The sequence below is a fragment of the Chryseobacterium sp. YR221 genome, assembly GCF_900176315.1.
Lineage (GTDB): Bacteria > Bacteroidota > Bacteroidia > Flavobacteriales > Weeksellaceae > Chryseobacterium > Chryseobacterium rhizosphaerae.
In genome coordinates this window covers 35,941-59,815 of the sequence record NZ_FWXM01000009.1, presented here as the reverse complement: position 1 = coordinate 59,815, position 23,875 = coordinate 35,941, and the positions used below count along the sequence as shown (strand labels likewise).

The 23,875-nt window shown below is 36.2% G+C and carries 21 protein-coding genes; 12 read left to right on the top strand and 9 right to left on the bottom strand.

Annotated elements, in window-relative coordinates; all coding sequences use genetic code 11:
* Window positions 1-194: 194 nt before the first annotated feature.
* The 7 genes from paaD to B8967_RS21260 all read right to left on the bottom strand — a co-directional run bounded on the left by paaD (window position 195) and on the right by B8967_RS21260 (window position 6,269).
* Window positions 195-659: a 1,2-phenylacetyl-CoA epoxidase subunit PaaD gene (gene paaD / locus B8967_RS21290; RefSeq protein ID WP_047496790.1), complete on the bottom strand. Its 465-nt coding sequence runs from the start codon at window positions 657-659 to the stop codon at window positions 195-197.
* Between the two features lie 30 nt (window positions 660-689).
* Window positions 690-1,439, bottom strand: coding sequence for a 1,2-phenylacetyl-CoA epoxidase subunit PaaC (gene paaC, locus B8967_RS21285; RefSeq protein ID WP_047496794.1), 750 nt, complete (start codon window positions 1,437-1,439; stop codon window positions 690-692).
* 73 nt (window positions 1,440-1,512) lie between these two features.
* Window positions 1,513-1,794 (bottom strand): 1,2-phenylacetyl-CoA epoxidase subunit PaaB, encoded by a 282-nt coding sequence (gene paaB / locus B8967_RS21280; protein WP_039364405.1) that lies wholly within the window; start codon window positions 1,792-1,794, stop codon window positions 1,513-1,515.
* Window positions 1,795-1,881: 87 nt separating this feature from the next.
* Window positions 1,882-2,820 (bottom strand): 1,2-phenylacetyl-CoA epoxidase subunit PaaA, encoded by a 939-nt coding sequence (gene paaA / locus B8967_RS21275; protein ID WP_084087794.1) that lies wholly within the window; start codon window positions 2,818-2,820, stop codon window positions 1,882-1,884.
* Between the two features lie 92 nt (window positions 2,821-2,912).
* Window positions 2,913-3,998: a 2Fe-2S iron-sulfur cluster-binding protein gene (locus B8967_RS21270; RefSeq protein WP_047496800.1), complete on the bottom strand. Its 1,086-nt coding sequence runs from the start codon at window positions 3,996-3,998 to the stop codon at window positions 2,913-2,915.
* Window positions 3,998-5,314, bottom strand: a complete 1,317-nt coding sequence (locus tag B8967_RS21265) for a phenylacetate--CoA ligase family protein (RefSeq protein WP_084087793.1) — start codon at window positions 5,312-5,314, stop codon at window positions 3,998-4,000. The genes B8967_RS21270 and B8967_RS21265 overlap by 1 nt, the downstream gene beginning before the upstream one ends.
* A 346-nt stretch (window positions 5,315-5,660) precedes the next feature.
* Window positions 5,661-6,269 (bottom strand): TetR/AcrR family transcriptional regulator, encoded by a 609-nt coding sequence (locus B8967_RS21260; protein ID WP_228406277.1) that lies wholly within the window; start codon window positions 6,267-6,269, stop codon window positions 5,661-5,663.
* A gap of 341 nt (window positions 6,270-6,610) precedes the next feature.
* Between B8967_RS21260 and clpB the strand changes: the two genes are divergently transcribed.
* From clpB to B8967_RS21215, 10 genes are all read left to right on the top strand, one after another.
* Window positions 6,611-9,205, top strand: a complete 2,595-nt coding sequence (gene clpB / locus B8967_RS21255) for an ATP-dependent chaperone ClpB (protein WP_084087792.1) — start codon at window positions 6,611-6,613, stop codon at window positions 9,203-9,205.
* Between the two features lie 169 nt (window positions 9,206-9,374).
* On the top strand, window positions 9,375-10,028 hold the full coding sequence (locus tag B8967_RS21250) for a hypothetical protein (protein ID WP_047496808.1): 654 nt from the start codon (window positions 9,375-9,377) through the stop codon (window positions 10,026-10,028).
* Between the two features lie 104 nt (window positions 10,029-10,132).
* On the top strand, window positions 10,133-10,285 hold the full coding sequence (locus B8967_RS22620; protein ID WP_156126151.1) for a hypothetical protein: 153 nt from the start codon (window positions 10,133-10,135) through the stop codon (window positions 10,283-10,285).
* A gap of 198 nt (window positions 10,286-10,483) precedes the next feature.
* Entirely contained in the window at window positions 10,484-11,002 is a 519-nt protein-coding gene (locus tag B8967_RS21245) for a hypothetical protein (protein ID WP_084087791.1), read from the top strand.
* Window positions 11,003-11,027: 25 nt separating this feature from the next.
* On the top strand, window positions 11,028-11,672 hold the full coding sequence (locus tag B8967_RS21240; protein WP_084087790.1) for a hypothetical protein: 645 nt from the start codon (window positions 11,028-11,030) through the stop codon (window positions 11,670-11,672).
* Window positions 11,651-12,436: a sensor histidine kinase gene (locus B8967_RS21235; protein WP_047496817.1), complete on the top strand. Its 786-nt coding sequence runs from the start codon at window positions 11,651-11,653 to the stop codon at window positions 12,434-12,436. The genes B8967_RS21240 and B8967_RS21235 overlap by 22 nt, the downstream gene beginning before the upstream one ends.
* Window positions 12,433-13,074, top strand: coding sequence for a response regulator transcription factor (locus tag B8967_RS21230; RefSeq protein ID WP_084087789.1), 642 nt, complete (start codon window positions 12,433-12,435; stop codon window positions 13,072-13,074). The genes B8967_RS21235 and B8967_RS21230 overlap by 4 nt, the downstream gene beginning before the upstream one ends.
* 245 nt (window positions 13,075-13,319) lie before the next feature.
* The gene (locus tag B8967_RS21225; RefSeq protein ID WP_084087788.1) at window positions 13,320-14,339 is read left to right on the top strand and encodes a zinc metalloprotease; all 1,020 of its coding nucleotides are present in this window, start codon (window positions 13,320-13,322) and stop codon (window positions 14,337-14,339) included.
* Window positions 14,340-14,787: 448 nt separating this feature from the next.
* A complete protein-coding gene (locus B8967_RS21220; protein ID WP_084087787.1) occupies window positions 14,788-15,780 on the top strand; it encodes a zinc metalloprotease in 993 nt (330 codons plus the stop codon).
* A 101-nt stretch (window positions 15,781-15,881) separates the two neighbouring features.
* Entirely contained in the window at window positions 15,882-17,267 is a 1,386-nt protein-coding gene (locus tag B8967_RS21215; RefSeq protein ID WP_084087786.1) for a phosphatase PAP2 family protein, read from the top strand.
* Between the two features lie 37 nt (window positions 17,268-17,304).
* On the opposite strand, the gene B8967_RS21210 is transcribed toward B8967_RS21215, so the two are convergent.
* Window positions 17,305-19,170, bottom strand: a complete 1,866-nt coding sequence (locus tag B8967_RS21210) for a M1 family metallopeptidase (RefSeq protein WP_084087785.1) — start codon at window positions 19,168-19,170, stop codon at window positions 17,305-17,307.
* Window positions 19,171-19,274: 104 nt separating this feature from the next.
* Window positions 19,275-21,644, bottom strand: coding sequence for an outer membrane beta-barrel family protein (locus tag B8967_RS21205; protein ID WP_084087784.1), 2,370 nt, complete (start codon window positions 21,642-21,644; stop codon window positions 19,275-19,277).
* Between the two features lie 234 nt (window positions 21,645-21,878).
* Here B8967_RS21205 and B8967_RS21200 point away from each other — a divergent pair, with 234 nt between their 5' ends.
* Window positions 21,879-23,198, top strand: coding sequence for a sensor histidine kinase (locus B8967_RS21200; protein WP_084087783.1), 1,320 nt, complete (start codon window positions 21,879-21,881; stop codon window positions 23,196-23,198).
* Window positions 23,188-23,874 (top strand): response regulator transcription factor, encoded by a 687-nt coding sequence (locus tag B8967_RS21195; protein WP_084087782.1) that lies wholly within the window; start codon window positions 23,188-23,190, stop codon window positions 23,872-23,874. The genes B8967_RS21200 and B8967_RS21195 overlap by 11 nt, the downstream gene beginning before the upstream one ends.
* Window position 23,875: the final 1 nt, after the last annotated feature.

The following is a 23,875-nucleotide window of genomic DNA, read 5'->3' as shown; positions in this document are numbered from 1 at the left end:
AGTTTTTTTATTTATTATTTAACAATGCTCTAATTTAACAATATAAATTAATCTAACAATCTAGTATCACGTAACAATCTAACAGTTTAACAATGCAACAAATAAAATAGTTCTGACAAAACTGATCACACCTTATAAACTACGATGCACAAAGCATTTTTATGGGTTAATTGATTGCTAAATTGAATCATTAATTAATGACATTTAAAATAATCAAAAGGTTCCAGACAGTCTAAACACTGGTAAGAAGCCTTACACAGGGTAGACCCGAATCTGCTGATCTGTTTGGTATGCTCGGAGCCACAACGCGGACATTTTTTCGGCTTTCCGATATGATGTTCATCTGCTCCTTTTTCAGGAGGTGTGATTCCGTAAACCCGGAGTTTTTCTCTCGCTTCATCTGTTATCCAGTCTGTTGTCCATATTGGAAACATTTTGGTAACCACCTTCGCATCCCAGCCGTTTTCCTTCATCATTTTAATGATATCCTCTTCAATGGTAAACATTGCAGGGCAAGCAGAATAAGTAGGTGTGATGGTCACCTCACAAGTATTTTCGCCTGTGATGCTGGCCTCCCTCACAATTCCTAATTCCACAATATCAATGACCGGAATTTCCGGATCGGGGATTGTTTTTAATAAGTTTAATAAATCGTTCATTATTAATTTTGAGAATTGCCTCATTGTTTTCTACCACGTACATCCCGGATACGCGCGCTGCATATACTGAAGTTCACAAAGAATATATCCAAAGTATTCCGTATGATATCCTGTTCTTGATTTTGGCTGCATGAAAGGATTCGTAGGATATTCTAAACCATATTCTGCAAAATCTTTTTGTGTAATGGAAAGAAATTCATCATAAAGTACATCAACATTGGGAACAATATTTAAAATAACTAAATCATCCTCTCCTTCCACTTTTGCAAATAATCCTTTTGAATATTCCCAGATATTTCCAATCGCTTTTTCTAAACGGGTTTTACTTTCTTCGGTTCCCTGAGCAAAAATTTTCATCCATGAAGCAGCGTGGGTATAATGATACCTTACTTCTTTCAAAGATTTCTGAGCAATTGCAGAAAGCTCTTCATCTGCAGAATGAGACAGAGCCTCATACATCAGTTTTTGATATACGGCGAACACGTAAACTTTAAGAATGGTCTGAGCATAATCTTCATTAGGAAGTTCAGTCCAGTGGGCATTTAGATATTCATGCTCATATCTTAAGAATGCCAGATCATCTTCACTTTTACCGTTATCAATCACTCTTGAAGCGTAAACATAAAAGTTATTCGCCTGACCTAGTTCATCCAATGCAATATTTGTCAATGCAATATCTTCCTCTAAATAAGGACCTTCACCACACCATGCAGACAACCTCTGCCCCATGATGAAACTGTCGTCTGCCAGTTTTAATAAATAATTATATAATGGGTTCATTGTTTTTTCTTTTTGTAAAATGTAAAATGTCGGTTGTACAATGTACTTTTTACAGCTGACATTTTACAGAAAATTACATATTCTTTACATCATTAGGAATGTCATAAAAAGTCGGATGACGGTATAATTTGTCGTCAGCCGGATCGAAGAAGGCTTCCTTATCCACCCCTTCAGAAGTGACAATATATTTGCTTGGAACTACCCAAACAGAAGTTCCTTCCTTTCTTCTTGTATAAACGTCTCTTGCATTCTGCAAAGCCATTTCTGCTGTTGGTGCCTGTACTATTCCAACGTGTTTGTGAGATAATCCCGGTTTAGTCTGAATAAACACTTCCCACATATCTAAATTTGCCATAGTCAAATAAAAAATTTGAAAATTTGAAAATTCGTTAATGCGTTAATTAATTTTTCAATTAGCACATCTTCAAATTCTCTCATTATATTATAATATTTTGTTTTCCTGTTTTTCTGCAAAAGCTGCCGCTGCTTCTTTTACCCAAAGGTTTTCCTGCTGAGCTTTTACTTTGGTATCCAGCCTCTTTCTGTTGCAAGGGCCATTTCCTTTTAAGATTTCCATGAATTCACCCCAGGGAAGCTCTCCGAAATCGTAATGTTGTCTTTCCTCATTCCATTTCAGATCTTTATCAGGAATAGTTAATCCTAAGAATTCAGCCTGAGAAACGGTAACATCAATAAATCTCTGACGAAGATTGTCGTTACTTTCTCTCTTTACTCTGTAGTTCATGGAGATTTTAGAGTTGGGTGAGCTGTCATCATTCGGTCCAAACATCATTAAAGCCGGCCACCAGAAACGGTTTAGCGAAGCCTGAGCCATTTCTTTCTGTTGTTTGGTACCACGACAAAGCGCCATCAGGATCTCATATCCTTGTCTTTGGTGGAAAGATTCTTCTTTACAGATTTTCACCATCGCTCTTGAATAGGGACCATAAGAATTTCCCATCAGCATTACCTGGTTCATGATGGCTGCACCATCTACCAACCAGCCGATGGCACCGATATCTGCCCAGCTCAACGTCGGATAATTAAAAATACTTGAGTATTTCGCTTTCCCTTCCAACATATCTTCGTAAGTAGCATCTCTATCCGCTCGGATTGTTCCGTTTCCTAATGTTTCAGTGGCAGAATACAGGTATAAACCGTGCCCTGCTTCATCCTGAACTTTAGCCAAAAGAGCCATTTTCCTTCTTAATGAAGGGGCTCTGGAAATCCAGTTGGCTTCCGGCAACATTCCAACAATCTCAGAATGGGCATGCTGTGAAATCTGACGAACCAATAATTTTCTGTAATCATCAGGCATTACATCTTTGGGTTCTACTTTATTTTCGTCGTGAACGTATTGAACAAATTTTTCTAAGTCCATTTCTTTTGTTTTTTGTACTAAAGTAAAATGTCAGCTGTACAATGTATTTTCGATCTACTTTTTACATTATACATTTTACACTTTACAAAAAATTAAACATCATAATTAAGCATCACCACATTCGTTGTCGGGTGACATTGACAGGTAAGAACGTAACCTCGGGCTACTTCATCTTCGGTAAGCGCGTAGTTTTTCTCCATAAAAACTTCTCCTTCTAAAACTTCCGCCTTACACGTACAACAAACTCCTCCTTTGCAAGCAAAAGGTACTGGAAGATTGTCTTTCAATGCTTTATCTAAGATACTCTCTTTTTTAGAATTTAAGTGGAACGAATATTCATCATCATCGATAATGACCGTTACCATACTTTCAATATTGGCAATAGCCTTAAATTCGTCACTCATCTCCTCCGTATTTTCTTCGTCAGGAGCCGTGAAGTATTCAAATAAAACCTGGATAGCAGGTACTTTTTTATCTTTTTTAAGGTAATCGGCAATTCCTTTAATCATTTCTGAGGGTCCACAAATAAAATAAGTGGATTCTTTTACATCAATATCGGTGTATCTCTCAAATAACTGATCTAGTTTTTCGGCAGAAATTCGTCCTTCAAAAACGGGATCTTCATGCTTCTCACGGCTTACCAGGTAAACGACCTTAAGTCTTCCGTTAAAATGCTCAACTAATTTATCTATTTCCCCTTTTCTCAAAACATGATTCATGCTTCTGTTACTGTAAAACAAATAGGCATTACTGTTAGGTTCCTGATAAAGGCTTTCTTTAATATTGGATAAAACAGGAGTGATCCCGCTTCCCGCTGCAAGACCTACATAGGTTTTCACATTGGTAGGATGATAAGAAGTATTAAAACCACCCATCGGAGGCATTACTTCCAGCATTTCATCCATATGAAGATGTTCGTTGAAATATCCTGATACCTTTCCGCCTTCTAATAATTTCACCAAAACTTCCAGCGTATTGCTTTTTTCACTTGGAGCATTACAGATAGAGTAAGAACGTCTTTCTTCGTTTCCGTTGATCACCATTCGGAAATTAAGGTACTGTCCCTGTTTGAATCTGAACTTGTCTTTCAGTTCTTCAGGAATTTCCACAGCCACATTGACGGCTTCCGGAGTATCTTTCTGAACTCTAACTGTTTTAAGTTTATAAAATGAATTCATTATTTTTTTAGTATTCTATTAATTTTTCCACCTTCGCACTTCGGCAAACTGTCCTGGGTATGAACTTTTACTTTTGTAGTAATCCCTACCCGTTTTTTTATTTCGCTTTCTATATTTTTTCCAAAGGTCCCGACAAATTTAAAATATTCATCGGTATTTGTTTCTAATCTTTGATCTTTTACAAAGTCATCATCAATTTCTATATCAATATCCAGTGCTACGCACATATGTTCCTTTTCAATAGGGGTCAGATAATAATTAGGAACAACTCCTTTTACATATGAAAATGCATCTTCAATCTGGCTTGGATAAACATTTACCCCTCTTACAATCAGCATATCATCTGCCCTGCCAACAATTGGTTTCATTTTCACCATTGTTCTTTTGGCATTTTCATCATAGTAAAGACTTGTAATATCATTGGTCCAGTAGCGTAAAAGAGGCATTGCTTTTTTCGTTAACGTTGTAATCACCAATACTCCTTCTTCACCGAATGGAACCGGTTGTTTGGTCACCGGATCTAAAATTTCAGGATAAAAATGATCTTCCCAAATATAAGAACCTCCTTTTTCCTCAAAATCTTCCATTGAAACTCCGGGACCTATAATTTCACTTAACCCATAAATATTCGTGGCATGAACTCCTAACCTCTCTTCAATATGTCCTCTGATAATTTCTGTCCAGGGCTCTGAACCCAACACCGCATATTGAAGACTGATTTCATCGGCTGATATTCCCCTGTTGGCAAATTCATCAGCAATAGTGAGTGCATAAGATGGTGAACAACAGATTACTTCCGGTTTAAAATCCATAATCAGATCTACCTGTCTGGCTGTCATTCCTCCTGAAATGGGAAGAACACTCATTCCCAGTTTCTCAGCCCCATAATGGAGGCCAAGCCCTCCTGTGAAAATCCCATACCCATATGCATTATGCAACTGCATCCCTGGTCTGGCACCTGCAGCATACAGAGATCTTGCTACGACCTCACTGAAAAGATCTACATCTTCTTTGGTATACCCCACAACAGTAGGTTTTCCTGTAGTTCCGCTTGAACAGTGGATTCTCTGCAGTTCATTTTTAGGAACCGTAAACAATCCAAACGGATAATGATCTCTCAAGTCCTGTTTGTACGTAATAGGAAGTTTCGTGATATCTTCTATTGTCCTTATATCCTGCGGAGATATTTTTAATTCATCGAATTTTCTTTTATAAAATTCTGACTTCTCCTCAAGATAACCCATTAACCCTGTTAACCGGTCGGATTGAAGCTGTCTCAACTGACCCAGCTCCAGATATTCAACTGAAAAACCCATAAAACTAACTAACATTTGTTAGGTGTAAATTTAAAAAGATTTTGTTAGCTGACAAAATTTTTATGATTTTTATCATATTTTGAATGATTCTAAATAACAACACACGAATGATTCCCTTTATTTAGACCAAAAAATTACAGAAGTTTTGAATATTAAAGCTTTACCAAGACAAAATAGACCATTGAGAAGAACATTATAAGCTTAAAAAAAATAAGGAGTAGTAAAATAAATATTGCTATTCAGAGCGAGACGAGTAGAAAGACGGAATTTATCTCCTATTTTTTCCAGCTCTAAACTCCTGTAGAGTTACAAAGATCCATTGATCAAATATGTAAATAAAGGACAACTATTGTTTCTGGTTACCTAATAGCCCAAAAAGTATCTTCTCTCTGATTTCATCTATAATTGCATCGGTAGAATCACTGTTTCTTTTGAACCAGAAATAAGAATTGTTGAGGGTGTGGAGAATAAATCTCGTGGTAAAAGACGGAGATTTCAGCTCCCAGTTTTCAGCCTGGTAAATTTCAGAAATAAGTTCCTCCACTTCCTGTTGATAGCTTCTTCTCAATTCCACAAACTCAGGAAGTCTTTCTTCAAGATGTCTCCATTCGTTGGAATAAATATGGGTCACATCACGGTTCTCCAGGACCACCGACAAATGTTTATCCAGAAATAGGTTAAGCTTTTCTTTAGGAGGAATATTTGTATTTTTTACTTCCTGAAGCTCATCGAAAAATTCTTGGGCAATGCCAAAGCAAATCCATTCCAAAATTTCTTCCTTTGAACGGATATGTGCATACAGTGATGCGGCCTTAATATTGAGTTTTGTAGCCAGATCTCTTACTGAACTGCCCATATATCCTTTCTCTTTGAAAAGTTCTACAGCTACGTTTAATATTCTTCTTTGTTTTTCTTTAAGCTCCATCTGGTAAAATGCAAAAGTAGTTATTCTCAAAATAATACGCCGGAATTTAACACAGACATCGGATAAATAAGTAGATTTTCCCATCGATCTTTAAAGATATTCCACTCCCGGTATGACGTATTGTTCACCATTCCAAAGAAAAATATGAAGGATCGGAAATTTTGTCAAGTTAATTTTACGTTAAAAATGCCGAATTCGGAAATTTTGTCCTATTTTTTTGTAAATTTAATAATTGAACGATTTTTGTGATACAGTCATCGAATAAATGATTAAATAATTGATGGCATTAAGAAGCCAAGCCTTAAAATTTGGTTTCTTGATGTTTTTTAGAACTTAACTTTAAACGAATCAACCAAAAATATACATAGAATATGAACTTAAACCAATATACTGTAAAATCACAGGAAGCCATTCAGGCAGCTCAACAAGTTGCTCTGGAATTAGGCAATCAAAGTATCGAACCTCAACATATACTTGAAGGGATCTTTCAGGTAGATGAAAATATATCACCTTTCTTACTAAAAAAATCTGAAGCAGATGCTAATCTGGTAAGAGAGCGTAACCGTGAAAATTTAGAAAAACTTCCAAAAGTACAGGGAGGAAACATTTACCTTTCTCAATCTGCAAATAAAGTATTGCTGGACGCACCCAACATCGCCAAAAAAATGGACGATGAATATGTAACCATTGAACATTTATGGCTCTCTCTTTTAGAGACGAGCTCGGAAGTATCCAAAATGTTGAAGGATATGGGTGTTACCAAAAAATTGCTGGAAGGAGGTATTAAAGAATTAAGAAAAGGGAGCAAAGCTACTTCTGCCAGCTCGGAAGAAACATACCAGTCCTTAAATAAATATGCTAAAAACTTTAATGAATTAGCAGCTGAAGGAAAACTGGACCCGGTGATCGGGCGTGATGAAGAAATCAGAAGGGTTTTACAGATCCTTTCCAGAAGAACAAAAAATAACCCAATCCTTATCGGTGAACCGGGAGTTGGTAAAACAGCCATTGCTGAAGGGATCGCTCACAGAATTATCAGTGGTGATGTCCCTGAAAATCTAATGGATAAAACATTATTTTCACTGGACATGGGAGCATTGATCGCCGGAGCCAAATATAAAGGTGAATTTGAAGAGCGTTTAAAATCTGTAGTAAATGAAGTCAGCAAATCTGACGGACAGATCATCCTTTTCATCGATGAGATCCACACATTGGTAGGTGCCGGAGGTGGCGAAGGCGCAATGGATGCTGCCAATATCCTGAAACCGGCTTTGGCAAGAGGAGAATTGAGAGCTATCGGAGCCACTACCTTAAATGAATATCAGAAATATTTTGAGAAGGATAAAGCGTTGGAAAGACGTTTCCAGAAGGTAATGGTAGAAGAACCGGATACAGAATCTGCAATTTCCATTCTTAGGGGTATTAAAGATAAATATGAGGCGCATCACAAGGTAAGAATCAAAGATGAAGCGATTATTGCTGCTGTGGAAATGTCTCAAAGATATATTTCAGACAGATTCTTACCGGATAAAGCAATCGACCTTATAGATGAGGCTTCTGCTAAATTGAGAATGGAGATCAATTCCAAACCGGAAGAACTGGATGTACTGGACAGAAAATTAATGCAGATGGAAATTGAATTGGCAGCCATCTCAAGAGAAGGCAATGAGACCAAAATCAATCATTTGAAAGAGGATATTGCTAAAATTTCTGAACAGAGAAATGAAATCAATGCCAAATGGCTGAAAGAGAAGCAGAAAAGTGAGGATTTAACTCAGGTTAAAAAAGAGATTGAATCTTTAAAATTAGAAGCGGAAAGAGCGTCCAGAACTGGAGACTATGCAAAAGTAGCGGAAATACAATATGGAAAACTCCGTGAAAAAGAAGAGCAGCTGGAAAAACTGGAACTTGAAATGCAGAATCATCAGAATGAGCTGATCAAAGAAGAAGTCACCGCTGAAAACATTTCTGAAGTCATTGGAAAATGGACAGGAATCCCTGTCACCAAGCTATTACAATCGGAAAGAGCTAAATTATTGAATCTTGAAGCTGAACTTCACCATAGAGTTGTAGGTCAGGATGAAGCGATCCAGGCTGTAGCGGATGCCATCAGAAGAAACAGAGCAGGATTGAGCGATGACAAAAAACCTATCGGATCATTCTTATTCTTAGGAACCACAGGTGTTGGTAAGACTGAGCTGGCAAAAGCATTAGCAGAATTCTTATTCGACGATGAAAACAACATGACCAGAATTGATATGAGTGAATATCAGGAACGTCACAGTGTTTCAAGATTAGTGGGAGCGCCTCCGGGATATGTAGGTTATGATGAAGGAGGACAGCTGACAGAAGCGGTAAGAAGAAGACCTTATTCTGTAGTGCTTCTGGATGAGATAGAAAAAGCACATCCTGATGTTTTCAATACCCTGTTACAGGTTTTGGACGATGGACGTCTTACAGATAATAAAGGCCGTGTAGTGAATTTTAAAAACTCTATTATCATTATGACCTCCAATTTGGGTTCACATCTGATCCAGGAGAATTTTGAAAATATTACAGAGGAAAACCAGGACGAAATTGTAGATAAAACGAAAGACGAGGTCTTTGATTTACTGAAACAAACTTTACGCCCGGAATTCCTGAACAGAATTGATGAGATTGTACTCTTCCAGCCTCTAAGAAAAAAAGAGATCGGAAAAATCGTTCAGTATCAGCTGAGAGGATTCAATGACATGCTGGCAAAACGTAACATCATCATGACATTCACTCAGGATGCGGTTGATTATCTGATGGAGAAAGGTTACGATCCTGCTTTCGGAGCAAGACCTCTAAAAAGAGTTATCCAACAGGATGTACTGAATAAACTATCTAAAGAGATCCTTGCCGGAAATGTAAATGACGGAGATAGAATCACATTAGATTTCTTTGAAGAAACAGGTCTTGTTTTCAGACCTACCGAACAATAAAGTAGTTTTTTTTCATATACATTATTTTTGTAAGTAAGTGCTGTAGAATTCTCTGCAGCACTTATTTTTTTATCCTGGTTTTGATCTAATTTTATTATCTTCAACAACCAAATACTAATGATTAATTTAAGCCCAATCTAAGAATCTGTAAAATATTTTCACATCATACATGACAATTCCCCAAATACTTTATGAAACCATCCTTTGGGTAGAAGGAGCCACGGCACTCATCGCACTATTCTATTATCATCGTGAAAAAGAGCAGCATTGGAAGTATTTTTGCCTCTATCTTATCATCATTTTCCTGTGTGAGGTGTTCGGAAAATACAGTCCACGTTTTATAGACTACGACAGTCCAAAATTTTATAATTATTTTGTGATTCCTCTGGAGTTTATATTTTTTTATTGGCTCTATGCAGCAAAGACTTTTGGAAAACCCAAACTTTTTTATATCCTATCTCTGCTCTACCTGCTGTCATTTATCCCCAATGAAATTTTTCTTGATACCAAGAAGGAAATCTTTTCCATCAATTATACGCTTGGGTGTCTTATTTTAATGATTCTTGTGATTATGGAATATTATCATCAGGTGAATTCTTCCGAGATTATCAACTTTAGCAGAAACAGAATGTTTTACATCAATCTGGGAGTTACTTTATTCTACATCGGAACCATGCCATTCTGGACTTTTTACGCTCAGATAAGGCAGTATAAAGAAATCTGGGATATTTATTATTCTTACTTTCAAATTTCTCTTATTATCATGTACATCCTGTTTTCGGTTTCGCTGATACGGGGAAAACAGAAACCTGGCCTCTTGTAAAATCACAGGGAAAGATCAAAAAATTATCTTTTTGTTTATTTTTATCCAAATAATGTGAATTATCATTACATTTACCATAATAATCTAACTAAACCAAAATCAACATGAAAAAATTAAAAAGAGATGAATTAAAGAAAATTGACGGTGGAGTCCTTACATCCATCATCATGTGTGACGAATTCTGGAATTGCCCTACCGGTTTATGCTGCACGGCAGGACTGGTTTGCAAGGACCGAACGAAATATCCTTGTATATAAATCTAAGCCGGAGATTACCTCCGGTTTTTTTGTACCCTTATGAGAACTTCGATATTTATTTACGCATAGTATCATTCATATGCAACCCGTAAAAACACGGTAAAAATAACAGTATAATCCCTTATTTATTAGTATTTTTTCTACCATATTTTTTCCGAAATTTGCAGATACACTAACATTTTTTATAAATACTAAGTTATGGAAGCAGAATCTACTAATGAATATGGACCAAAATCCGGCAGAATGTCAAATGGTTTAATTAAGACTTTAATAGAGAATTACCGCCAGAATCATTTGAGTGCAATTAACGAGACTTTGGGGATACAAGATGCCCATTCAATCTGGTTTGACCTTCCTAAATTAAAAAAGTTCATTGCAATGATAGAAGAAGAAGCCATGAAAAAGACTCCCAATGCAACTGAGGAAGATTTAGGAATCAGATTTTATTATGCCGCTTATCCAAAGCTTGAAAACTGGAATATAATGGAATCCCATCCCGTATCTGAAGAGTATGCCGGAAGACATACCCTGGTCATGATTCCTACGGTAAAAAAAACAGATGAAGAAGGAGAAATCCACCACTATGATTTCAATACCTTGGATCAATCTATCAATTTAGCATTAACTGCCAGAAGAGGGGGTAAAGAGGAAGATCCTATTGGAGAAAATAACGGACAACTTATTCCTCCATCCAATCCAATAGCTGAATATTTTTAATACTTAATTGATGATTTTATAGAATATGACCGATTTCCAAGAATTTGTAAGCAAAAGTATGCTTTGGGCCGAAGGACTTGCTGCGGTGGTATCGCTTTTGTATTATAATCGTGTAAAAAACCAATATTGGATTTTCTTCATATTCTATTTGGTTTTTATTTTTCTTGGAGAAGCCTATGGTAGATGGGGAAAGTTCCCCTATTTTTCCAAATCCTACTATTATAATTACTTTTTGATGCCTATCCAGTTTATATTTTTTTACTGGTTATATGCCGCAAAATCTTTAGGAAAGCCCAAATTATTTTTTGTATTATCCGTTTTATACCTGCTTTCATTCATCCCCAACGAATTGTATTTTTCGGGAAGTAAAATAGTATTTGCATTTAATTATACCTTTGGTTGTCTTATTTTAATGCTTCTTGTAGTGATGGAATATTATAAGCAAATTAATTCACAGGACATTCTTAATTTTAGTAAAAACAGGATGTTTTATATTAACCTGGGGGTAACACTTTCCTATATTGGAACATTACCTTTCATGGCCCTGTTCTCTGTTTTGATTAATTATATGGAAATCTGGAATATTTATTTCAGTTATTTTCTGATCTCAGGTGTAGTAATGTATCTTTTATTTGCAAGTTCATTTATATGGGGAAAACAGAACTCTTAATCGTCATTATTTTATTTAATATATTTTTTGTGATGTTTATCGTTGCAGTGGCTATCTATATCAGAAATTACAGGCAGCGTAAAAAAGAATATCTGAATGAAATTGAAATAAAAAATGAGATCCATCAAAAGGAGCTTCTGGCTACCCAGCTGGAAATCCAACAGGCCACTATGCAGCAGATCGGAAGAGAACTTCATGACAATATCGGTCAAAAACTGACATTGGTAAGTCTCTATACCCAGCAAATGCTTTATGAGAATAAAGTTCCGGAAGCCAGTGAAAGAATTGAGCAGGTTTCCCAGATTATCAACCAGTCTTTACAGGATCTCCGCAGCCTTTCCAAAACATTAACGGATGATAATATCAACCAAAAAGAAATAAAAACCTTAATCCAGGAAGAGGTAGACATTACTAATTCTTTTAAAAAATGTACGGTAAGTTTTAACTACAACTTTGATCAGCTTGATTTAGGTTTTGTTCACAAAAATGTACTGCTCAGAATCACTCAGGAATTTATTCAGAACAGTATAAAACATTCGGACTGTAAAAATATTTTTATTACATTAAATACTTCCGAAGATATCCTTTGGGAACTTTCCATTCATGATGATGGGATTGGATTTGACACCAGCCAGACAGCATCTAATGGGATTGGCCTCACCAACATGAAAAACAGGGCAAAAATCATCGGTGCCGACTTTCATTTTGAAAGCCAGAAAAACACAGGAACGTATCTTCATATTATTTTAAAAAAGCAATCATGAAAAAAACAATTGTAATTGTTGATGACCATATACTTATTGCCAAAGCACTGGAAGGTATTATTGGTAATTTTAATGAGTTTGAGGTCATCTATGTCTGTGAAAACGGAAAAGACCTGATTCAGAAATTTGAAGAAGGCAACAAAATCCCCGATATCATACTGTTAGATATCAGTATGCCCATTATGAATGGTTTTGAAACCGCTACCTGGCTTACGAAAAACCATCCTGATATCAAAATAATGGCCCTCAGCATGCAGGGTGATGACAATAGTGTCATTAAAATGATTAAAAGTGGCGCAAAAGGCTATCTGCTAAAAAACACACATCCAAAAGATCTTGAAACAGCACTTATAAGGTTAAATTCCGACGGCTTCTTCTATCCGGATTGGGCTTCAAAAATTATATTCTCTACGCTTAATAAAGATATGAGCTCAGAAATCACTATAAAAATTAGCGAAAGGGAGAAGGAATTCCTGAAATACACGGTTACCGAGCTCAGTTACAAGGAAATTGCAGACAGAATGTGCTGCAGCCCAAGGACAGTAGAAAGCTACCGTGATCAGCTTTGTGAAAAACTGGATTTAAAAACCCGTGTAGGACTTGCCGTTTTTGCGATCAAAAATGGTTTTGGCAGCTAAGGCAAAATAAAAATATTCTTTCAAATAAATAATAATGACAATTATTTACATTAAAAACACCCCATCTTGTGAAATATAAAAAACGCAATACTCTATTTTGGTTAAAATTCAACAAAAAGCCGATTTGAAGATTAAATACACAATTAAAATAGCGATTAAATAACGATTTATTAAATAATCATCAAAATAATTTGCATATCAATTTCAAATAATATAATTTCACATCCTCAAACAAAAAAGACGATATGAAAAAACTATTATTCGGAGCTATTGTACTAAGCTTCATGTCAGCCTGTAACAGTGACAACATTTCAAACCAAACAGAAGAATCTCAAAATTCAGCAAATTCTTCAGCCCCAACAGCATCAAAAAGATTTTGTCCTTCAGAAGAAATGAGACAGGAAGCATTGCAAAAAGACCCGGCACTCAGACAAAGAGTTGCAGATATTGAAGCTAATGCAGAAAAATTTGCAGCTAACCTAAAATTAGGAAAAGTTCTTGCAGACGGCTCTGTTGAAATCCCTGTAGTAGTGAATGTTTTATATAAAACTGCAGCAGAAAATGTTTCAGATGCCAGAATCGCAGAGCAAATTGCTGTATTAAATGCTGATTACAGTGGTACAAATACCGATATTTCAAAAATACCTACAGAATTTCAGACTGTAAAATCCGGAGATGTTAAAGTAAAATTCAAACTGGTAAATACCATAAGAAAATCTACTACCAAATCTTCGTGGAGTGCTGCAGACAGAACAGCAAATACTATGAAAAAAACGTCTACAGGAGGTATTGATGCAACTAATCCTACTAACTATTTTAATATTTGGGTAGTAGGCAGTATGCCAGATGGTCAATATCAGGTTCTAGGATATGCAACTTTTCCTGAATCAGCAGGTCTCTGGAATGATGGTGTAGTAATCGCCGCTCCTTATTTTGGAAAAACAGGAGCTTCTTCTCCTTTTAACCTAGGAAGAACTGCTACTCATGAAGTAGGACACTATTTAGGACTTAGACACATTTGGGGAGATGCCAATTGTGGAAATGACCTGATTGCCGACACTCCAACTCAAACCAGAGATAATGCAGGAAAACCAACCTATCCGCTTTATAATACTTGTGGCGGAGTGCAAAGATCTGTAATGTTTATGAATTATATGGATTATGTAGATGATGCAGCCATGTTTATGTTCTCAGCAGGCCAAAAAACAAAAATGCAGTCTGTAGTGGCATCATCAGGTCCAAGAACAGGATTAAGAGTTTTATAATAAAATAAATCTAAATACCATTCTAATTAATATTTGTAAATCCATCTCAATTGAGATGGATTTTTTATTTCAAGTGATTTAAATTCCTAAAAACCACAATGATAAAAAAGTCATTATCCACCAGCTAAAAAATGTAGATAATGATCATGACAAACTTTACGGAACAATTAGCTTCCTTTCCAACAGTATGAAATGAATCTACCATGTGATTAAATTTTCAATAAAAAATCAAAAACAATAGTATTTTTTTTAGTTAAAAAACACAAAAAAGTGAAATATAAAAACGAAATTATTAAAATTGATTAAAATTCAATTTTAATTAAATTTAATTAAGATAATCACAACCATTAGAAGTAAAGATTAATGATAATTAAATAAATTAAGAAATAATTTGCACATTAAGTTTATTTAATATAAATTCACAAACTCAAAACCAAAATAATATAATATGAAAAAACTTCTTTTTGGAGCTGGAATTCTATTTCTGGCTTCTTGTAACAACGATGTCAATTCTGTAACAGAACAACAGGACACGCAACCTCAGGAAACTGCCAACAGAAGATCCTGCCCTTCCGATGAAATGAGAAACAAAATTCTAAGTACCGATCCTGCAGCCAGAGCGAGAGTTAACGCTATTGAAGAGTTTACAGAACAACGTCTTAACGATATAAAAGTAGGTAAAGTATTAGCAGATGGCACTGTAGAAATCCCTGTAGTTTTCAATGTTGTATACAACACAAGCAGTGAAAATGTATCCGATGCAAGACTACAATCCCAGATTGATGTACTGAACAGAGATTACGGAGCTACGAATGCAGATAACAGCAATACCCCATCAGAATTCGTTCCTGTAAAGGCCGGAGATACTAAAATCAGATTCAGATTGGCTAAAACAGTGAGAAAACAAAGCAGTACAACGCTTTGGAATCCTGATGACAATAAGATGAAATCGGCAAGCACAGGGATTGCAGCTACTACTCCGGACAACTATCTAAACATTTGGGTAGTAAATAAAATGACAGGGGGTACTCTTGGATATGCTTATTATCCGGGAACTATTACAGGTTCTTTAGATGGTGTAGTAATAGCTGCTCCTTATATAGGAACTGGTTCAGGAACCTCAGCACCTTTCAATTTGGGAAGAACAGCCACTCATGAAGTGGGGCATTATTTAAATCTCCCTCACCTTTGGGGTTCTTCAGATGCAGGCTGCCAGACAGATTATTCTAATGACACTCCTGTTTCGCCTGGTCCAAATTACGGAACACCTTCTTATCCTCTTAGCCGTGCTTGTGGTGGAGTAAGCCGTTCTCAAATCTTCATGAACTATATGGATTATGTAGATGACAAGATCATGGTAATGTTTACAACCAATCAAAAACAAAGAATGCAGGCTGTAGTTTCAGCATCAGGACCAAGATCAGGTTTAAGACTGTACTAAATTATCAATATATTAAGATTTGCTTAAAAAAAATCTATCCCAATTTAGGGATGGATTTTTTTTTTACTTTTATGCGGTTTTAAACTTCAGGACAAATAAGGATGAAAAAAATAATATCAGCAGCGGGTCTGTTTTTACATTTGTGTTGTTATCATGCACAAGATACTGTTCAGTCCAGAAATCTTCAAAAAGATATTTCATTAATCAGTTCCGATATACCTGTTGACAATAAAACGCCATTTTTCAAGAAAGAATGGGTGAAAAAATCTGTAGCTCCGGCCATACTTTTTACAGCGGCGGCGGCAACCTGGGGAGAGAAAGAAAATATCCGCGAAGTCCGAAACCGCTATCTTCCAACATTCAAGGCAAAGTACGATGATTATTTGCAATATGCCCCCGCCGTAGCCGTTTACGGACTAAAACTTTCCGGAGTAAAGGGACGGAATAATATAGGAAGGGCTACACTTTCTTATGTTACCAGTTTAGCCATTATGGGTATAGTAGTAAACTCCATCAAATATACAGCAAAAGTGGAACGACCGGACGGTTCTAAAAACAATTCATTTCCATCCGGCCACTCTGCAATGGCTTTTACCAATGCAAGCTTTCTGCATAAAGAATATGGAATGGTAAACCCTGCGTACAGTATTGGAGGATATAGTGCCGCTACCCTTACAGCACTTGGACGGAATTTAAACAACAGACATTGGCTCCCTGATGTATTGGCAGGTGCCGGAATAGGTATTATATCTACGGAATTAGGCTACTTTTTTATAGATAAAATGTATAAAAACAAAGGGGATAATTTAAGTCTTTTATCGAGGATACAGGGAAATGACTACCCTTCTTTTCTAGCTATAAAATTGGGTACAGCACTGGGTACAACAAATTTCCTGAAAGAATCTGATCTTGACAATAAAAAACAAGTAGGTTTTGAAGGCGGATTGGAAGGAGCTTATTTCTTTTCAAAAAAATGGGGTATCGGAGCCGACATCAGCTTTAGCAGTTTTCCTGTGAAGCCCCTGAGAGAAACTTTAGATGACGGAGAAAATTTTGGAGATTATAGTATCATTACCCAATCTTTAGGTTTTCTGGGTGCCGGGATAGGGCCTTATTTTTCTCATGAGTTTTCAGACAAATGGCAATTTACCCTAAAAGCGACTGCCGGATATGCAGCCACTGCAAGCGGAAAAGTATTTATAAAAAGCGACAGCATAGATACTCCAACTCATGAGCTTCCTATTGCCCGCTATAAACCTAAGCCCGCTTTCCGGTGGAATGCAGGAACTTCCCTTACCTATAAATTCAATCCAGGAATAGGGCTTACATTATATGCCGATTACAACCAGATAAAATCTACCATCAGATATCATTTTAGTGATGACATAAAAGAGAATGATGAATTAAATGAAGAGCTTAATCATGTTATTGCTAAAGAAAGAATCAATTATATCACGTTAGGTTTACGGTTAACAGCGTATTTTTAAAATAAAAAAGCCTTCAATAATATGAAGGCTTTTACTTTTATAGTGTTTTACTGTTATCTCCCGGAGTGTAATCCATAAAAAGATCTCCATCCAGCTGTACCGATTTTACTTTTTTCTTGATCGGAATCACAAGATCAGTCAGCTTTTGGTCTTTCTCCCAAATGGAAGGTGAAAAATGCAGCTTCTCTGTTGTTCCATCCTCATAAGACAGAATAGCATCAAACGGAATAGCAAATCCTCCTATATTGATAACATTTACAGTAAGCAGGTCATTCATCTGGGAAACGCCTGCCACTTTTAGATCTATATAATTATTGGTATAAAACCAGTTATGGAAAAACCAGTTCAGATTTTTTCCGGACCCTGTGTTCATAGAATTAAAATAATCCCAGGGAACAGGGTGTTTACCATTCCAGTTATCCATATAATGAAGCAATGCTTTTTTAAACAATTCGTCTCCCAGATAATCTTTTAAGGCAAGATAGGATAAAGACGCTTTTACATAAGAATTATTCCCATAGCCAGAACCGCTTACCTGTGTACTCATTGTGATCACCGGTTGATCCTGCTCTGCGGAAGGATCATTAATCCACCTTTTTACACGAAAGTTTTTATAAAATTCTTTTGCTTTCCCTTCACCGTTTTCATCAATCCCGATAAGATATTCCAGTGTTGTTGCCCATCCTTCGTCCATAAAAGCATATCTCGTTTCATTAATTCCCATATAAAAAGGAAAATAGGTATGAGCAATTTCATGATCGGCTGTAAGTCTTGCATCCTGAAGGTCATCTGGGATACTGGTATCATTAATCATCATTGGATATTCCATATCAGCATATCCCTGAATAGCAGTCATGACATTATAAGGATATTCCACTCCTGGCCATTTTTTCGAAAACCAGTCCAGGTTATAGCGCATCCATCCCACATATTGTTCGAAATCTTTTGCTCCGGCTTTGTATCCTGCCTGGACACTCGCTCTTTTTGTTTTCAGCTGAACACTGGCCGCATCCCATACATAATGATTACTTAATGCAAAACAAAAATCAGTAATATGATTCGCTTTAAACTTCCAAACATTCCATTTATTCTGTCTGGTTACTTTCCCGGACTTCATTTCCTGCTCTGTTGCAATATGTATCAGCTTATCACTCTTCAGGGAAGCTTTATATCTTTTTAAATATTCCGGCTGAAGGACAGCATCGGGATTCAGAAAATCCCCGGTTGCCCAGACTACATAATTTTTGGGTGCTGTAATAGCAAAACTATAGTCATTAAAATCATTATAAAACTCCTGCCTGTCTGAATGGGGAAGCATATCCCATCCATTATAATCATCATATACAGAAATTCTTGGGAAAGAATAAGCTACATAAAAAGTTTCAGGATCTATCTGTCCCTCTCTTCCACTCTGTACTGAAAGCGGGTATTCCCATTCTATTTTAACTTCAGCTTTAGCCTTTGATTTTAAAGCTGATTTCAATTTCACTTTTTCAACAGTTCCCCAATCATCACTATCAATATCATACTTTTCACCATTTACAATAAATGATTTGATCTTGAGTCCGGAAGATAAAAAATCCTTAGAGACTGTTCCGGATCTTGGAGATTGTGGTTTATGAAGGTTATTAACAAACCTGATAGCCAATTCATTAAGGTTATCCGTGCTATTATTAGTATAAACAATTGTTTCTTTTCCTGAAACTGTTTTTGTATTGGCATCTACCTTTACTTCAACATTATAAATCCCTTTATTCTGCCAATAGTTTTTACCCGGCGCTCCCGAAATGTCGCGCGTTCCTTTTTCGTAGGCTTTCTTGATATTTCTCGGCATATATAACTCCTGTGCAGAAAGCTGGAACAATGAAACCACCACCATCACACCGGAAAAAATTCTCTTCATAACTATCTTTTTTAAGATTGGTATCAAAAATAGCGAAAATGTGACATAGAGCAGCAAATTCTTTAATAAGAATATCTAATAATAACCGCATATTGTTTAATTATTTACAATCTCTCCTGTTCTTCTGTCTTCTTAATTGTCTTAGCATTCTTTACAGACTGGTTTCCAAAATTGAACTTCAAAGAAAAAGTAAAACCTTGTGTATCACTATAATCCAGGAAATAATTATCCTGATTAGCATATTGAGTACTCACTTTCTGCCCCATAGTTCTGAAGATATCATTGAATATAAAACTGGCATCAAGCTTTTTGTTAAAGAACTTTCTGTTCATTACAAAATAAGCAGTCCAGGCATTCGAAATTCTAAAGGTTCCCTGTATTCCCGGAGAATAGTAACGGTGACCTACTTCCAGCTTCCAGTCATTGCTTTTATCCAGTGTGAAGCTTGTAGAAACATTGGAAACCCAGTTCCATACCTTATTTTTGTACAGTATTCCGTCGGTACCTTTAAAATAATTTTCATTATGTTCCAGATTTTCGGACAGAATAAGATTCCACCATGGTTTTATCTGAAAATTCTTATATAAACTCAGTCCGAAAGCTTCCCCTTTTTCAATATTGGTAAAATAGTAGATCAAACTGTTGGTACTGGGCTCCTGGAAGGAAATTTCCATAGAAGGATAGATCTCTTTTCGGTAGTATAGATCGAGATTCCATTCTTTCCAGGAATAGGTAAAGTTAAGATTATGAGTAATGGTTGCCTTTAATTTGGGATCTCCCTGATAATAAGAGAAAAGATTATAATAAGACTTTGCAGGATTCAGCCATGAATAGGTAGGCCTGCTGATGCGTTTGCCGTAGGAAAATCCAAATTCCTGTTTATTTTCCGTAGTATATTGTGTATAAAAAGTGGGGAAAAGATTCCAGTATTTATTTTTATTCCGGTCATAAGGTTCAGAAACAATTCCCTCCAGATCGGTCATTTCTGCACGAAGTCCGGCTTTGAAGTTCCATTTTCCGATAGTGTATCCCAAAGAAGAATAAACGGCAAAATTGTGTTCCTTATAATCAAAAATACTGCTTTTATCTGGCCTGTACTGCAGCATTCCATTTTCATTATCGGAAAAATCCAATCTGCTGTTTGTTTTTACAAAACTGTATTTCACTCCGGATTCCAGGTCAAATTTTTCATTTTTCCAGTGATAATCTGCCTGTGTGGAATACAGCTGAACATCAGTTTTATTTTGAGTCATAAAATTCTCTTCTCTCGGAGACTGTCCTGCAAAATTCAGGGAAGTGATCACATTTTGATACTTATCGGCATTGTTTCCTGTAAAATAATTGATCCATGAAAGGCTGCTTTTTTTGTTCAATTTCCTATCCACCTGAAAGCTTAAAGAATTATTAATACTGCGGTTTTGGTGATCATTGATTGTGGTATAATCAGATTCAGCAATATTCTGATTATTATAGATTATTGTAGGGACATTGTATATTCCGTGAGATTTTGGAGAGAAAAACCCTGAATAGTTGAGGCTTAAGCTGGTCAAACTGTCCAGCTCATATTCCACATTAAAATTCAGGGTATTCTGGTTATAGTTTTTATCCTTCCTGTTCATCGTACTTACCCATCTCTTCTGGCTTTCCAGATAATTGACATAATCTGTTCCTTCCCTATAGTAAGTACCCATCCCTTTATAATAACTCGCCATCACGGAGAGTTTATCTTTTTTATAATATTGAGAAAGTCCGAAAACACCTTTTGCGTACTGTGTCTGCACATATTTTGAAGAGAGAATTCCCCGGTAACCTTCAATCTTGTTTTTTTTCATAATAATATTCAGTACCGCACTCCCTGATGCCTCATACTTTGCAGGCGGATTAGTGATTACTTCTACAGACTTCACCTCATCTCCCTGCGTATTTTCCAAAAGATTTTTCAGTTCATCACCGGTCAGCATCACCTTTTTATCATTAATAGTCACCAAAATCCCGGTACTCCCCTTTACAGCAAGTACATTATTATTAACCGTTACATTAGGTGTATTTTTCAAAATCTCCCAGGCATTGAGTGATGAGATATTACTGTTCTCCACATTAAACTCCAGACGGTCTACTTTTCTTTTCACCAAAGGCTTCCGCTTGGTCATCACCACCTCTCCTATTTCTTGAGACTCTTTTTTCATGATGATATGTAGCGGCTCAGGCTTTTGCAGATCCAGTTTCTTTTCAAATAAAGAGTATCCTTCATTTTTTATTACCAGTCTCACATATTGTTCAGAGATATTTTCCAGCGTAAAATTACCGTTACCATCCGTCTTTAAAGTTTTGATTAATTCATTCCTGGAATTATACAGTTCCACCTGTACTGTGGAAAGCTTTTCATTTTCCGTGTTCTCAACCGTTCCCAAAAGTTTTTGCTTTTGAGCCAGCATCAACATGGGCAAGCACAGAAAAAAAAGAAATTTATACATGATAACATTTAATTTAAAATGATATAAAACAAGATTGTCCTATTGTTTTATGGGACAAAACTCCGAATTGAGCAGGGAAATTTCGGTTAACAGGAGGTTAATGATGGGTTAACGGTTATTTTTCTGTTTTCCTCTTTACAGGAGGCACGAAAAACACACTGAATCATGGGTTAATGAAAGGTTAATATCAAAATATATATCCCCGAAAATAGCTAAAGCTTTATCTTTGTTTTAATGATGTCCAAAAGCAAATACCTTATTCCTCTATTCGCTACGTTGTTCCTGATTTTATTGGGAATCCAGGTGTTTTTTATTTACAAAACCTATCAGGTAAAAGAAAGGGATATCTATAGGTCTATTCAGGAAGGCTTATCCAATTACACCGATAAACTGGAGGATGTCAGTACAAAAGAGATGAAAGATGATTCTCTTCAGAGTATTATTATCAAATATCATGATAAGGAAATCAGCAAAAAAGAGTTTTTAACCCATTTTTTGGCCAACAGACAACCTACCAGAGAAAAGCTAAACCGTTATATCAGCAGCCGTTTCAAAAAAGAAGGCTATGACATTTCTGCAAAAATTCAATACTATTCCATCATACATCTCCCAGACAGCACCAAAATAATTGATCAGCCTATCGTTATTTATGAGACAAAAAATAAGGTTAAAAATTCTAAAATCTCAACAACCAGCAGCTGGGAAACCTCTTCTACCCAAAGGAATGACAGTAACAATAAAGAAATTGAAAGAAAAAATACTTTCCTGGTCAAAAGCAAAACTGAATTTGAAATTGCCAATATCAAGATTATTGTTTTTAAAGAACTTACTTTATTGATTATTTGCTGTATTATCCTGCTTGCAAGCGTTCTTCTGCTGTATATTTTCACCGTTAAGAACCTGATCAGACAGCAAAAACAGGTAGAGGTACTTCACACCGTAGTAGACAATATCTCACACGAATTCAAAACCCCAATTGCCACCTTAAAAATAGCCGCTAAAACCCTAAAGAAAGATTGGAACCCGGAAACGCTTCCCCTTATTGACCGGCAGATTTACAGACTTGAGACCCTTATGTCCCAACTTCACAAAGATGAAATACCGGATAAAGTGACTGCTGTAAAGCCTGAAGATTGGAACTTCTTTATTCAGGATCTGGCCTTCACCTATTCTACTGCAGATTTTACACTTGAAAATAATATATCACAGGAACTTCCGTTTGATAAAAATCTGATGGAAACCGTTATTAAAAATCTCTGTGAGAACAGTGTAAAGTATGGTGCCTCCAATATAAAAGTTAATATCAGCAGTTCTCAACAGCATTTAGAAATTGAGGTTTCAGACAATGGCTTTGGTATGGAAACGAAAGAATTAAAAAATATTTTCGAAAAATTTTACAGAATACAGGCCAATAATATCCATAACAATAAAGGACTGGGACTGGGGCTGTATATCGTCAAAAGAATTGTTACCGAATATCATGGCAAAGTACAGGTTTCCAGCCAGCCTAAAGTGGGAACTACTTTTAAAATATCTATTCCTTATGAAAACTAAAATCCTTTTAGCAGAAGATGATCCAGATTTCGGAATGATCCTTAAACAATATCTTGAACTTGAAGATTTTGAAGTCAGCTGGTTTCAAAACCCTGAAGATATCGTACAAATTCTCCCTTCCGGACTTCCCTTCCATATCGGAATTCTGGATATTATGATGCCTAATATTGATGGTTTTTCTTTAGCCAAAATGATCCTGAAGGAAAAAAGTGACTTTCCACTGCTCTTTTTAACCGCCAAGAATCAGAAAATAGACCGGTTAACCGGATTGAAAATAGGAGCAGACGATTATATTGCCAAACCCTGCGACCCGGAGGAACTAACTTTGAGAATAAAAAACATACTGAAAAGAACCTTACCTACTGCTGTAGAAACATATATTAAAATTGGAGAATACTCTTTAGACACCAGTAAACTTCTACTTTCACACAGCGAGGGGAATATACGCCTTACCGTTCGGGAACAGGAACTTCTTGTCTATCTTTTGAAGCATAATCATACCACGATAACAAGAGACAATATCCTGGATAGCCTCTGGGAAACCAATGATTATTTTACAGGAAGAAGCCTTGATGTATTTATCAGCAGACTCAGAAAATATTTCAGCCATGACCAGGAAGTAAAAATCCAATCCCTTAGAGGAATTGGATTTGAAGTTGATTTTCCAACATATTAAT

Bases quoted from the DNA above. Each gene is read 5' to 3' on its own strand.
- paaD (WP_047496790.1), bottom strand. From the start codon at position 659: ATGAACGATTTATTAAACTTATTAAAAACAATCCCCGATCCGGAAATT.
- paaC (WP_047496794.1), bottom strand. From the start codon at position 1,439: ATGAACCCATTATATAATTATTTATTAAAACTGGCAGACGACAGTTTC.
- paaB (WP_039364405.1), bottom strand. From the start codon at position 1,794: ATGGCAAATTTAGATATGTGGGAAGTGTTTATTCAGACTAAACCGGGA.
- paaA (WP_084087794.1), bottom strand. From the start codon at position 2,820: ATGGACTTAGAAAAATTTGTTCAATACGTTCACGACGAAAATAAAGTA.
- B8967_RS21270 (WP_047496800.1), bottom strand. From the start codon at position 3,998: ATGAATTCATTTTATAAACTTAAAACAGTTAGAGTTCAGAAAGATACT.
- B8967_RS21265 (WP_084087793.1), bottom strand. From the start codon at position 5,314: ATGGGTTTTTCAGTTGAATATCTGGAGCTGGGTCAGTTGAGACAGCTT.
- clpB (WP_084087792.1), top strand. From the start codon at position 6,611: ATGAACTTAAACCAATATACTGTAAAATCACAGGAAGCCATTCAGGCA.
- B8967_RS21250 (WP_047496808.1), top strand. From the start codon at position 9,375: ATGACAATTCCCCAAATACTTTATGAAACCATCCTTTGGGTAGAAGGA.
- B8967_RS22620 (WP_156126151.1), top strand. From the start codon at position 10,133: ATGAAAAAATTAAAAAGAGATGAATTAAAGAAAATTGACGGTGGAGTC.
- B8967_RS21245 (WP_084087791.1), top strand. From the start codon at position 10,484: ATGGAAGCAGAATCTACTAATGAATATGGACCAAAATCCGGCAGAATG.
- B8967_RS21240 (WP_084087790.1), top strand. From the start codon at position 11,028: ATGACCGATTTCCAAGAATTTGTAAGCAAAAGTATGCTTTGGGCCGAA.
- B8967_RS21235 (WP_047496817.1), top strand. From the start codon at position 11,651: ATGGGGAAAACAGAACTCTTAATCGTCATTATTTTATTTAATATATTT.
- B8967_RS21230 (WP_084087789.1), top strand. From the start codon at position 12,433: ATGAAAAAAACAATTGTAATTGTTGATGACCATATACTTATTGCCAAA.
- B8967_RS21225 (WP_084087788.1), top strand. From the start codon at position 13,320: ATGAAAAAACTATTATTCGGAGCTATTGTACTAAGCTTCATGTCAGCC.
- B8967_RS21220 (WP_084087787.1), top strand. From the start codon at position 14,788: ATGAAAAAACTTCTTTTTGGAGCTGGAATTCTATTTCTGGCTTCTTGT.
- B8967_RS21215 (WP_084087786.1), top strand. From the start codon at position 15,882: ATGAAAAAAATAATATCAGCAGCGGGTCTGTTTTTACATTTGTGTTGT.
- B8967_RS21210 (WP_084087785.1), bottom strand. From the start codon at position 19,170: ATGAAGAGAATTTTTTCCGGTGTGATGGTGGTGGTTTCATTGTTCCAG.
- B8967_RS21205 (WP_084087784.1), bottom strand. From the start codon at position 21,644: ATGTATAAATTTCTTTTTTTTCTGTGCTTGCCCATGTTGATGCTGGCT.
- B8967_RS21200 (WP_084087783.1), top strand. From the start codon at position 21,879: ATGATGTCCAAAAGCAAATACCTTATTCCTCTATTCGCTACGTTGTTC.
- B8967_RS21195 (WP_084087782.1), top strand. From the start codon at position 23,188: ATGAAAACTAAAATCCTTTTAGCAGAAGATGATCCAGATTTCGGAATG.